Genomic DNA, 12,296 nt, shown 5'->3' on the forward strand with positions numbered 1-12,296 from the left:
CTAGGTTTCCTATCGTCTGATTTGACGATGCGCAGTTTCTGAGGACTCAACAAAATCAAGGCATTTCTTGGGCCGACTTCCGGGTGCGTGCATCAATGAAGAGCGCGCGCAGAGTTGAGTAACTGTGCGGTATTTGATGGGCCGGATTTTTTGAGACAGCAAATGCCCAAAGGCGATTACGCAACTTTTGATTTCTACAGCTATCGCTCGGATGCTCTTCAGACCGTCGCCGGCTTTCCCGTTCCGTATGCTGCGGAGCCTGAGGCTGCTTCTTCGCCGGAACAGGCCTCGGTCATCGGTACCGAAGCCTTGAGTCAACTGATTACTGCGCTGTACGAGTCAGCCATGGACCCGCAGAACTGGAAGGTATTTCTGGAGCTGCTGCGCTCAAGCGCCAATGGCAACTACGCCTCGCTCGTGGTGCGAGACCCTCATGGTGAGAATGTGGGCTGGGTAATTTCAGCAACGGGCGGTCGCTCCGAAGTCATTCCTTACGACCCTTATGCGCAATGGAGTCCGTTTCTCGGTATCGTCAAGGACAAGGTGCTCACCCTGTCGGATGTGATGACAGAGGCCGAATGGCATTCCTGTCGCTACTACACCGACTGGTGCAAGGGGGTGGACATCGAGCACATTCTGGCCGTGGATGTCATGACCGATAACGGCTGCTCCTATGGTTGGCGCATCACGCGGTCTGCGGCAGCGGGAGCATTCGAGTCAACACATCTGGACGTGGTGCGCATGTTGGTGCCGCACCTCAAGCGGGTTTTGAACATGCAGCTGAATCTGCATCGTGACCGGCAGGTCATTTCGCTATACGGGCGTGCCACTGCGCAGCTGATGATGGGCGTGGTCATTCTCGATCAGACGGGGAAAATGATAGAGGCCAACCCAGCGGCCATCACCATTTTGAACGTGGGTGATGGAATACGGGTCAACAACGGTGCGCTCGAGGCCGTCTATGCCAATGATAATCGCCGGCTGCAGCGTCTGATCCGTGATGCCTTGCTTTCTCCCAAGCTGGAGAGCGTCTCCATGACCGAGGGCATGTCCATCACTCGCCAGTCCGGTCAACTCAACTGGGGAGTGGTGGTGCAAAGCATCTCTCCCGACGAATGGACCGAAGGCAAGCAGCGTCCCAGCGTAGCGGTTTTTCTGCGCGATACGACGGGCAAGGCAGAGCCGCCCGTCAAGCTCACGCAGCAGCTTTTCCATCTGACTCCTGCAGAGACAGCAGTGGCCACGCACCTGAGCAACGGCATGTCTTTGGAGGAGGCGGCCGAGGCTCTGGGTATCAAACCCAATACCGCCCGCGCCCATTTGCGCTCCATCTTCTCCAAGACAGGGGTTCGCCGTCAGACTGAACTGGTGCGACTCTTTCTCAACAGCGTGGCCTGGCTGGGCAACCATTGATTCCAGCACGGAAAACAGGCAAAAAAGTCCTGCATTGCCGGCTGTTTCTTGTGCCCAGTTGGAAGCTGTTGCCAGTATGGGGCTTGCATCTGTCATTACCTCGTAGTTGTTGGAGTCGCAGTCAGGATGCTTGAAGTCGTCATTCATTGGCTGGGTCATGCCTTAAAGGTCGGCACTATCAGGGCTGAGACGCAGCCTGCAAGGTTGAAATCAGTTTTGAATGCGAAGGCAGGTGCGCTGCCGACGCCTGGAGCCGTCGAATGCCGATCACAGTCTTTCAGTTAGTCGCTTAGCACGATTGCTGCAGAGGCGAGAGCATCAAGCACTGTCGGCTGAGTTGCCTGCGTAGGCTGCATGCAGGGGTATTTGTCGACGGTTGCTGCAGGGCGGTGCTCGCCCCTGGCAATGGCACCAGCTGTATCAAAGCTGCGATCATCCAGGTTCTCGGCATTCATGACCGCATCAAGAAGCGCAAAGTGCTTGATAGCGGTGGGCAGTGGGCTGGAATGACCATTCACTATGAAATGATCTGACGGCTAAGGATCTTGCCTAGCAAAAAATTGAACTAGGCGAGTACCACGCGATTGCGTCCAGCGGCCTTGCCTCGATACATGGCCGCATCAGCGCGCGAGATGAGGGCTTCTGCGGTTTCTCCCAGTCGATACTGAGTCGCGCCCAACGTGCATGTCACTCGCAGATCTTTGTGCACTAACAGTGCCCACTGGAGTGCTTCTGTGCTTTCGCGAATTCTTTCGAGCAGCACTCCTGCCTGGGCCAGTTGTGTATCACAGAGCACCAGAAGAAACTCTTCTCCGCCGTAACGACCAGCGCAATCGGTTGCACGAATCTGCGAAGACAGAAGTTGTCCAAAGGCACGAAGCACCTGATCTCCTCCTTCATGCCCGTAGCGGTCATTGACCTGCTTGAAGAAGTCAATGTCAAGCAATGCGATGCAAAACGGGGCGTCTCTGCGTTGAGCCGCATGGATACATTGTTGCAGTCGATCCATGACCCCTCGGCGGTTTGCCAGTCCCGTCAAGTCATCGTTGCGCACCAAGTTTTCAATCTGCTTCAGCGCGACGGCCAGTTTTTCATTACTCGCACTGAGTCGATATTGCATGCTGCGAAAGTAGGTGACCAGCACGCTGCATCGGACGACTGCTCCGAGCATGACACCGACAGTGAGGAATTGTCCGATGAGGGTATCGGTGGTCATGCGCATCTGTGGTCCTACCCAGTAAACGGCCAGCGCAATTGCAATGAGCGTGCAACTCCAGGTCATCCAGAAGCTGGTACGCCGCGGCGCAAGGAAGCCGTCGGTACTGAAGACCAGAAGCATAACCAGCGCCTGGAACGCAACCTGAGGAGCTGCGACAAGCAGGCCCAGCACCCCTGTAACCGCGACCAGTTGGTGCCAGAAGAACAAGCCAGGGTCACTCTGAGTCTGGCTCCACCCACTGGCGTAGGCCCAGGTGATAAAGGCCATCCCAGCGCCTATCCAGAGTCCATACAGCAGCACTGCGTGCAACGGTACGTAGCCTGCCCAGCAGTGGCCGAGAAATAGCATGAATGCATATAGATGGCTCACTAGGACCGAAGCGTGCAACTGCCAAGTGCGCTTACGCCAGCGTTCGAAATGCCGAGTCTCATTGGCAAGAGGCGATGAAGACTTAGGGCCCCACAACGGTGGAGCGCGTGTTTTTTCAGGGGAGTGAGCCATTGCCGGTTAATGGTCGCTAAAGTGCAAAGTGCGATTGGTTGTTACAAATAACAGTTTGCCCGAATTCTGGCCCTGAAAAATTACGATGAGTGACCTGACAAAGCTCGGGCCGAACTGATAGCTATCGGGGCATACGGCAATGCGACCCAGACCCATTGGAGGGCTATAACGGTAGAGGTGTTTCCTGGCACCATTAACTCGACATGCCGACCTACGGCACTTCGGTAAATGATCATGCTCTTGAACATTGCGCTCCAGAAACAAGAAAAGCCCGCTTGAGCCGGGCTGGTGCGCGATTTGGGTAGGCAAACAGGAAGTTCAACAAGAGCTGGCATGCGGCGCGCGCGGCAAGACTAGTCTGCAGGGTTCCACGCTCTTAAGGAGCTGCTATGAAAGCGCTACTTTTAATCGCGGCACTTGCCAGAATGCATCGATGATGCCGGGGCATAGTTCCGGGTGTATGCCTGCCGAGGGTTCCAGTCAGACGATGGGTGGCATGAATATGGGCGGTGACCGGGATCGCTGGATGCATGACGACAATGGTGGTCCTTGGACCGGAGGTGGTGGTGCCTTCTATGGCGCTCAGAACATGTAGGTGAATAGCTGGGTCAAGGTTTGTTTTGAGGCCCTGCACGGTCCTTTCGTCCAGCCACTCGGCATACGAGCCTAGGCGCACGAATTCGTCGCGCGGTGCCTTCACTGGAACAAAGGGTTCATCAGCCTGTGCGAAAGAGCCGATCAGCCCCGACATCTGGTAGGCATCCAAGCTTTATGGCTTCAAAGCTTCAAAAAACAGAGCGCGTGGATACTGACTGCTGTACGAATTAGGTAAGCAAAGTAGCCGTTCAACAAGAATTTACAGAGGGCATACTCCTCAGGAATAGTCTTGAAGGCTCCTTCTTCTCAAGGAGTTGTCATGAAAGCGCTACTTTTAATTGCAGCAGTAGCCAGTACGCTGGCGGGTTGCTCAATGATGCCGGGGCGTGATGCCGGACGCATGCAAGAGCAAGGTGCCCAACGGACGATGGGAAGCAGTGATATGCGCTATGAATGGGGGCGTGGAGCGTATCAAGGCCCAGGCAACATGCCATTATGGGCAGGCGGGGATGACACTTCTGGAGGCCTTGGCTGGCGCCGTGATTAAGCCGGAAGAACCACATCTTGCGCGAATGCCGCTATTTCTTCCCTGACGCCCCAAGGATCTTCCTTTAGGTACTGCACGCTCTTGTCGCTCAGCCACTCAAGGAGGTTCCGATCGCCCAGTATTGACTGGGCAAGTCCAGCACCCTTCAACCAAAGGCATTTCCCAGCCATCGACCGCAATCATCACGCCTGTGGCGTTGGCGTCGATTTCAATAGGAAATCATTGGGCTTGTCGAAGGAGTTGACGTGGTTGGCCTGCCTCAGCCCTTCCTGCGGTACTTTGATGAGCTTGGGTAGGCGTTGTTGTGGGACTTCAGGGCTGCAGGAAGGTTTGGCAGATGCGCTTGTGGACGATTTTGATCGGTGGCTCATCGGGCAGACGAGAGCGACCCGTAGCAGGCAGTTGCGGCTGCGGCATGGTGTCCGGTCGGAAACGACCAGAAGCGGCCGCTTAAGCTCAAGGAGCCTAAGTCAACTCTTTGGGGGCTCGGCGGTCAGCATTTGCCTCAGCGCATCCGTGGAGGCTGACTCCTGCTGTGGCAGCCAGACCAGATGCGTGCTCATGTCTGCATAGTGTCTGGGCAGGGGAAGCACTTGCAACTGTGGTTCAGCATGTACTGCCCTCAAGATGGAGCGCGGCATGATGCCAACTCCCGTACCGGCTGCAATGCAAGCCACGATGGCGTGGTAGGACGCCGTCTCCAGAATGGGGTGAGGGGCCGCTCCGATACTGGCGAACCATTCCTCCAGGATTCGACGGTACGAACAGCCTGCTGGGAATGCAATCACTGTGCAGCGTGACAACTGTTCCGAATCCAGCACACCGGTAGCCGAGCGTGCGGCGATGAGCACCAGGTCCTCATCGGATGCTTTCTGGGTCGCCAGTTCCGGTGCCGTGAAGGGCTTAGAAATCAGTGCTGCATCCACTTCATAACGCTAAACCATGTCCAGCAACCGTGATGTGGATCTGGTCAACGCGAACACTCACCAGGAGTTCGTTGCCATCATTCAGGATTTGCAGCAACGTGAAGGTATTGACCGTATAGCACTCGCTCGCACTGAACTGCCGCTGATCCTTAGTGGCTGCAACAGCCCTGCTCCTTGCCTTGATACCGTTGAAATCCACGTAGAGGCATTGATTCGTGCGGTGCTTTCGAGCTGAGCCTACTTCAGGCCCAGTTACAACGTTATTGCGGTCTTCTCGACCGAGCAGCGACAGACTCAATGGGCCGAGCCGTTAAGAAACCGGTTCGGCGTCTGTCATGTCACCTTGTACACAGCATCTCACTTCAAGCTTGGTCAAGCTGCCAGCCAGCTTGTACAAATCGCGATTGGTGTCCACGAGGAGCTGCTGAAATTGGCTGCATTGATCGTCGGCGCACGTCTCGTGGATCAGGGGCGCTCTTACAGTTGGACCGTGCCTTGCATGCAGGCTACTGTGTGGCCTCCAATCCACAGTTGTTGTGCATCCTGCTGCACGGACACTCGGCCGCTGCGGCCCACGCAGATTCCTTGGCTTGCCACGTAGGGCGCCTGCATATATTTCTGGGCGATTAGCCACTGAGCCAGGCTGCCATTCAGGCTACCGGTAACCGGGTCTTCCACACCGGTGGTGGAAAAGGCGCGCACTTCCAGTTGTGCCTGTGTCTCCTGACAGGCGCCGCCGATCAGTGGCATCCCATTGGCGGCCTGGTACAGAGCAGCCACCCCCACCTTGTGGCCCAGAGCCTTGATGCGTGCCAAGTCGGGCACCAGGCCGAGAACGCTGTCCGTGTTGTCCAGCAGCAGGCACAGCCACTGTGCTCCATTGTCCAGGTACGCCGCATCCTGCACCTGTGCTGCGCCTATGCCCAGAGCCTCGTAGATCAGGTGCAAATGGTCGGGCAGGGGCAAGGCCTGGTGGTCCGGAGTGGCGAATGCCAGTCCGTGGATCGAGCGCTGGATGGGGATCAGACCCTTGGCGCACTCTTGCACGATGCGCTCTGGATGCTTGGGGACCCCGCCCTGGGCTAGCCAAGCGTGGCAGGTGCCCAGCGTCGGGTATCCGGCAAACGGCATTTCGGCGGCCGGGGTGAAGATGCGCACCCGGTAGTCGGCCCCCTGGGCACGGCCCGCGTCCGTCGGGGGCAGGACAAAGGTAGTCTCGGACAGGTTGGTCCAGCGCGCAAAGTTTTGCATCTGAGCATCGTCAAGGCCGCGCCCGTCGAGCACCACAGTCACGGGGTTACCGCGGTAGGGCACGGCCGTGAAGACATCCACGGTCATGAAAGGGCGGGGCTGAAGGGGGATGGCGGTGCTCATGGCGGAGGGATGTTGGTGGACAGCGGCAAACAAGAAGGCGCACAGCCTGCAAGGAGCTGCGCGCGGGGCAGGGTATGCCTGCGACGAGGGTGGCGATGAATCATGTCATACGCGTGCTGTTGATTTCACGTCGGAACGGCTGCTTTGTGTTGCAACGGTCGGTTGAATCCGCCCGGCGCAGCGGGCAATGGCATGAAAATCTCGATCTACTCCACTAGGGCGACTACTGACTTAGAGTTTGCAGAGATCTGCATGAATATGCCGATTGCAAGGCGCAACCGGCTCTGGATCACGCCACGGCCCGACTTCGCGAGTCATGGCTTCTTGCTCGGCAAACTCATACTGTCCACGCGCCGGGGGAGACTGTTCGTGGCCACAGGTGCGGTGCCACCGGCCATGCCTTGGGTGATCATGGCCAGGCCGGCATCGAGTGTGCGCGGCCCGCTGGGTGCCGATGCAGGCGTCACCCAACCAGAGCAGACCTGCGGTTGGTACCGATCTGTCTTGGTGCAGCGCAGTTCGGCCTCCTTAAGAAATGTCAGCTCAGCCAATGCTTGTCGGGCGCTCTCGCCGAATGGCTGCTTGCGCTCGGGTGCATCGATGCTCTGCAGCCTGACCGTGACCTGCTCATAAGCGCCAGGCTCACCGCAGCGCACGTTCAGGGTGCGGCCGTCTGAGATGCCGATGACGAGGCAGAGGACAGTAGCTGCAAGCATGGTTTCAGTCTATTGGGCAAGAAAAAGGCCCGCAATGCGGGCCAATCATCAATCCAGATAGATGCACAAGTTGTTGATTTCAATTGCCTGCGATTGCTCGGCTTTGTTTGATTCTTCAGGCAATCTTCGTGGCTGGAAAGCAAGAAAATCAACAGCTTGTGTGTGTAAAGGTGTCTGCAAATGCCACCGGCTCGTCATCCTGAACCGGGGGTTCAGGTGGGCAAGAGCAACCTATCGTTGGGTTCATCTGACGCGAGACGATCACGCTCAATAGGTGATTTATCAAGCCCATGCTCGTTGAGCATTGGTTCAAGGAAATATAAAAACCGGCAGATTTGCAGACGGTTTTATTCTAACGGGTATTGGCAGTCGCGCGGAGGTCATGACTGCTTTGCTGCTGAGGTTACCTAATCAGAGCAGCCTGGCGTCAGCATCCAGTGCCTGATCGAGCTTGAGCACCAGTTGCTCGGCCAGCTCCTGCTGGCGCTGCAGCTCAGCCTGGGCGGCCTCATTGACCTCGGGGCGCGCGAGCTGCTCCTGAACAAGTGCCTGCATTTCCGCCTGGGCGTTGGCCATGTGGGCCTGCTGGGCGTCGCGGTCGAGCACATCGAAAGCCATATTGAGGGCTGCCAGCACTGCCACACGTTCGCGTGAGCGGACCTTGCCGCTGTCGCGGATGCGGGTCATGGCCTCGTCCACGCGGCGAACGGCTTCCTGCACACGTTCTTCTTGACCATCGGGGCAGGTCAGCACATAGCTTTGCTGCATGATTTGCACATCGATCTGCTTCATGGGCGTCAGTGGCGGGTCTGGTGATGGAGGGTGACGGCTGTCACTCTCCCTGGTTGGCGGGCAGGCGTTCAATCAGTGCATCGACACGCGCACGTGCAGCCTGCAGGCGCAGACGCAGCAAATCGCGCTCTTGTGTCAGAGCGATGACCTGATCGGTGAGCAGGGTGTTGGTGCGCTGCAGTTCCTCGTGGCGCACCAGCAGACGCTCCACGCGCTCGGCAATGAGATCAAGAGAGGGCTGGGTGGTCATAGACTCTGCCATTGTAGGTCTTGCAGTCCGTGGGTGAGTATAAATGTGCAGGCAAATTCGCAGTTTGCGCCAGAGCACAGTCTGCTTGACTGCCGCAATCGTAAAACTGCAATATTTCTCTCAAAATCGTAGCGTGCTGAGCAAGTTCTGTGTGCCTCAAACGCATGTTTAAGGTAAAAAATCGTCACCTGAACCGCGCACGGTTACTCCGAATGAAGGATTTGTGCCGCGTAGCGCTCATTACAATGGGCGCCTGTTGGTGCTCGAGGCCGCTTTTCTGTGGTCTCAGTTCAACGGGAAGCAGGGAGGGGGCTGGCCAGATGCACTGGCACTCCGAACCTGCGCTGCCCCCGCAACGGTCGGCGAATGGAATGCTGCGGCATTCCGCCTTTTCCCCATGGTCACTGGCGCTGCGCGCTGGGAAGGCCGGCAAAAGGATGATTCGCCTAGCCCGGATACCGGCCAACACAGTGGATGCGCGCGTCTTTTTCCGATAGGGGTGCTCAGCCGTTATTGCCCATAGGTCGACGGGGAAGTCGGCGGGGTTTTTTGCTTTTGTTTCCCCCTATGAAGAGATATCCCTCGTGCGCATATTTGGGCGCGCTGAACCTTGCCATCGCTGGTGTATTGCCTGCGACCGCACAGGGACAGGAAACCGGTGCCAGCGCACTGCCCGAAACCATAGTCACTGCCACGCGCTTTCCGGAACCGGCTGCCAGCCTGCCTCTGGGTGTGAGTGTGATTACGGCGCAGGACATCCAGGCCGCAGGCGTGAGTACTGTCAATGAAGCGCTGATGCGCATGCTCGGAGTGGTCGGGCGACAAGATATGTATGGGGGCGGCGACTATGCCTTGGATTTGCGCGGCTTTGGGACTACGGCCGATAGTAATCAGGCGGTGATCGTTGACGGTATCAAAGTCAGCGAGGCCGACCTGGGCGGCACACGCTTGGCCGGGATTCCAATCGAGAGTGTGGAGCGCATAGAAGTGCTGCGCGGCAGCGGTGCGGTGCTCTATGGCGAAGGCGCTACGGGGGGCGCGATAGTCATTACGACCAAGGCCGGTGCGGGCAAGGATCGTGGCAACACAGCCATGGTGCAGGCGGGCGTCGGCAACTATGGCTTGCGAGAGGCGCGCGCCAGTGCAACGCTGGTGGGCGGAGGCTTTTCGATGGATGTGTCTGGCACCAAGCGCAAAGCCGACAACCATCGCGACAATTTCAAGTCTGACTTCGACGGCATATCGGCTACGGGGCAATGGGCCAACGACTGGCTGCGTGCAGGCGTGCGCTATGCCGAGGATTCGCTGGACACTGGCTTGCCGGGCTCGCTGACGGCGGCCCAGTATGCGGCCAATCCGCGACAGACCAACACTCCTGCGGACCATGGCCGCATCGACAACCAACGTACCACGGTGTTTGCCAGCGCCACGCTGGGCGAGTGGGAGTTGGCTGCCGATATGGGCCACCGCGAAAAGCAACTGCGCTATGTGGCGTCCTGGGGGGCCTATGCCTATGACATTGAGGCTGATAGCTATGCGCTGCGCGCCCGCCACTCCGCGCGTTTGGCGGGTCTGGACAATGTGTTTGTCGTTGGCAGCGATTACAGCCGTTGGACGCGCGATGTGTTGGGAAACTCTGGATCGCGGTCAAAGGCTACTACGCATGCGTTCTACCTGAAGGATGATCTGACGCTGTCGGGGAGCCGCACCCGCCTGAGTTTTGGTCTGCGCACCGAACGGATCGAAAAACTCTCGTCGTCGAGTACCGATGGTTTGTCCGATCGCCAAAATGCTTGGGAGCTGGGCGTCAGCCAACCTCTGGGCATGGTCTGGACTGCCTATGCTCGCGTGGGTCGTAGCTTCCGTCTGGCCAATGTAGACGAGTTCACTTTTACCAACCCCACGGTGGCTCTGCGTCCTCAAACTTCGCGCGATACCGAGCTGGGACTGCGCTGGGCGGGCGAGAGAGCCAAGGCTGATGTCCGCCTGTATCGCAGCGCGCTGACGAATGAGATCGGTTATGACCCCAACGGCGTGGGACCTTTCGGTCCTGGCTCGAACATCAACTTCGATCCCACGCTCCGCCGGGGGCTGGAGGTCAGTGCCAGCTATGCGGTGAGCGCAGCGTTTGACTTGAGCGCCAATGTCGCACTGCGCCGCTCCACCTTCCGTGAAGGGCCTTATGCCGGTCGCCAGGTCCCCCTGTCGCCAAACCGCACGATATCGCTGCGCGCAGGCTGGCAGATAGCAGCCGCGCATCGTCTGAGTGGCGGGATTCAGTGGGTTTCGTCGCAGCGGCCAGATTTTTCCAACCAATGTCGCATGCCCGGTTATATGAACGCAGACATGCGCTACGCCTACCAGTGGCGGGACACGGAATTTGCGCTGGCCGTGGGCAACCTGATGAACCGAAAGTTCTACACCCAGGCCTATGGCTGCGCGGGCGGTGTCACCACGTCTATCTATCCCGAGGCAGGCCGCACCGTCATGGCGACGCTGCGTCAGCATTTCTGATCAGTGAGCAGAGGGAGTGAAATGGAGGCTGTACTGACTTTGCAACCAGCCCAGGATGCAGTCCGCTGCCCCGCGATGCTTATCAGTGCTCCGGCCTCTGGCCAGGGCAAGACCACCGTGACGGCAGCCTTGGCACGGCTGCATGCGCGCCAGGGACGCAAGGTACGCGTATTCAAGTGTGGGCCGGATTTTCTGGACCCCTACTGGCACGAACTGGCCAGTGGTTCGCCCGTGCATTCGGTGGACTTGTGGATGACGGGCGAGGCCGATGTGCGCCAGCGCCTGCATGAGGCGGCCCAGGATGCGGACCTGATTCTTGTCGAAGGCGTGATGGGTCTGTTCGACGGCAATTTCAGTGCTGGCGACCTGGCGCAGTTGCTGGGTCTGCCCGTGCTGGCCGTGGTCGATGCCTCGGCCATGGCGGGCACTTTCGGGGCGTTGGCCTATGGCTTGCAGCATTTCCGTGAGGGTCTGCGCTGGGCCGGCATGCTGGCCAACCGAGTCGCCACGGTTCACCATGCCGATCTGCTCAGGCAAGGCCTGCGCGATCAGTCGCTGTGGCTGGGGGCCATGCCTGGGGTGCAACTGGGCGATGCGGCAGTCAAGGCCAGGTCTGCGGCGTTGCTGCCGGAGCGCCACCTGGGCCTGATTGCCGCCCATGAACTTGGCGATGCGCTGCAGCGTCTGGATGCCGCAGCCGATGCCCTGGCCCAGACGCCGCTGGGGCAGAGGGCCTGGGGTTCGGACGACGGCCAACCTAGCTGGCAGGACTGGTGCGTGGACTTTGGCGCGCCCGACATGTCCCGCGATCAAGCTCGGCTGGAGCCCTGGCTGGAAGGACGTCGCATTGCCATTGCGCGCGATGCGGCGTTTTCCTTTATTTATCCCGCCAATCTGGACTGTCTGCGTGCCATGGGGGCAGAGCTGTGCTTTTTCTCGCCGCTGGCTGGCGATGCGCTGCCGCCCTGCGATGCGATCTGGCTGCCCGGCGGCTATCCGGAACTGCATGCCCGGGCGCTGCATGAGAACCGGCAGTTGCGCGACGGCATTGCCCAGCATATGGCGCAGGGCAAGCCGGTCTGGGCCGAGTGCGGCGGCATGCTGGCGCTGTGCGATGGCGTGACCGCCCTGGACGGCAGCACCCAGTCCATGTGGGGGCTGCTGCCCGGTCAGGTCATCATGCAAAGCCGGCTTGGTGGTCTGGGCATGCAGCAGCTGGTACTCGATGCGGGCTTGTTGCGCGGCCATACCTTTCACTACACACGACTGGAGACAGCCATGCCGGTGCTCACGCGCAGCAGCCGCCCCGGCGCGGCCGTGCAGGCCGACCGTGGCGAGGCGCTGTATCGGCATGGCAGTGTGCAGGCCAGTTACTTTCATGCCTGGTTTCCGTCCTGCCCATCGGCGGTGGCGGCGCTTTTTGGCGCAACAATCGAAGGCTGAGCCT

The 12,296-nt window shown here is 58.9% G+C and carries 11 protein-coding genes and 1 riboswitch; of the genes, 4 read left to right on the forward strand and 7 right to left on the reverse strand.

The window, feature by feature from the left end; all coding sequences use genetic code 11:
• The first annotated feature begins 162 nt into the window (after positions 1–162).
• Complete coding sequence (locus tag P353_RS12065; protein WP_034369505.1) at positions 163–1,413, forward strand: helix-turn-helix transcriptional regulator; 1,251 nt, start codon at positions 163–165, stop codon at positions 1,411–1,413.
• A 565-nt stretch (positions 1,414–1,978) separates the two neighbouring features.
• Here P353_RS12065 and P353_RS12075 read toward each other — a convergent pair.
• The 3 genes from P353_RS12075 to P353_RS12090 all read right to left on the reverse strand — a co-directional run bounded on the left by P353_RS12075 (position 1,979) and on the right by P353_RS12090 (position 5,203).
• Complete coding sequence (locus P353_RS12075; RefSeq protein WP_034369965.1) at positions 1,979–2,899, reverse strand: GGDEF domain-containing protein; 921 nt, start codon at positions 2,897–2,899, stop codon at positions 1,979–1,981.
• A 610-nt stretch (positions 2,900–3,509) separates the two neighbouring features.
• Positions 3,510–3,899: a hypothetical protein gene (locus tag P353_RS29205; protein WP_034369512.1), complete on the reverse strand. Its 390-nt coding sequence runs from the start codon at positions 3,897–3,899 to the stop codon at positions 3,510–3,512.
• Positions 3,900–4,747: 848 nt separating this feature from the next.
• On the reverse strand, positions 4,748–5,203 hold the full coding sequence (locus tag P353_RS12090; RefSeq protein ID WP_232776441.1) for a LysR substrate-binding domain-containing protein: 456 nt from the start codon (positions 5,201–5,203) through the stop codon (positions 4,748–4,750).
• 16 nt (positions 5,204–5,219) lie between these two features.
• Between P353_RS12090 and P353_RS28090 the strand changes: the two genes are divergently transcribed.
• Positions 5,220–5,438 carry a hypothetical protein gene (locus tag P353_RS28090; protein ID WP_232776443.1) on the forward strand — a complete coding sequence of 73 codons (219 nt, stop codon included), beginning with the start codon at positions 5,220–5,222 and terminating at the stop codon, positions 5,436–5,438.
• Positions 5,439–5,680: 242 nt separating this feature from the next.
• Here P353_RS28090 and P353_RS12095 read toward each other — a convergent pair whose 3' ends face one another.
• The 4 genes from P353_RS12095 to P353_RS12110 form a co-directional block, all read right to left on the reverse strand.
• Entirely contained in the window at positions 5,681–6,577 is an 897-nt protein-coding gene (locus tag P353_RS12095) for a PhzF family phenazine biosynthesis protein (protein ID WP_034369966.1), read from the reverse strand.
• A gap of 314 nt (positions 6,578–6,891) precedes the next feature.
• A complete protein-coding gene (locus tag P353_RS12100; RefSeq protein ID WP_232776445.1) occupies positions 6,892–7,293 on the reverse strand; it encodes a thermonuclease family protein in 402 nt (133 codons plus the stop codon).
• Between the two features lie 411 nt (positions 7,294–7,704).
• Complete coding sequence (locus tag P353_RS12105) at positions 7,705–8,085, reverse strand: cell division protein ZapA (protein WP_034369518.1); 381 nt, start codon at positions 8,083–8,085, stop codon at positions 7,705–7,707.
• A gap of 40 nt (positions 8,086–8,125) precedes the next feature.
• Entirely contained in the window at positions 8,126–8,335 is a 210-nt protein-coding gene (locus P353_RS12110; protein WP_003063053.1) for a hypothetical protein, read from the reverse strand.
• A gap of 240 nt (positions 8,336–8,575) precedes the next feature.
• Positions 8,576–8,817, forward strand: a riboswitch (cobalamin riboswitch).
• A 145-nt stretch (positions 8,818–8,962) separates the two neighbouring features.
• On the opposite strand from P353_RS12110, the gene P353_RS12115 reads away from it, so the two are divergent.
• Both P353_RS12115 and P353_RS12120 read left to right on the forward strand, forming a co-directional pair.
• Positions 8,963–10,849: a TonB-dependent receptor gene (locus tag P353_RS12115; RefSeq protein WP_232776447.1), complete on the forward strand. Its 1,887-nt coding sequence runs from the start codon at positions 8,963–8,965 to the stop codon at positions 10,847–10,849.
• A gap of 75 nt (positions 10,850–10,924) precedes the next feature.
• Complete coding sequence (locus tag P353_RS12120) at positions 10,925–12,292, forward strand: cobyrinate a,c-diamide synthase (protein ID WP_232776449.1); 1,368 nt, start codon at positions 10,925–10,927, stop codon at positions 12,290–12,292.
• Positions 12,293–12,296 lie beyond the last annotated feature (4 nt).

It is taken from the genome of Comamonas testosteroni (genome assembly GCF_000761245.1).
Lineage (GTDB): Bacteria > Pseudomonadota > Gammaproteobacteria > Burkholderiales > Burkholderiaceae_C > Comamonas > Comamonas testosteroni_C.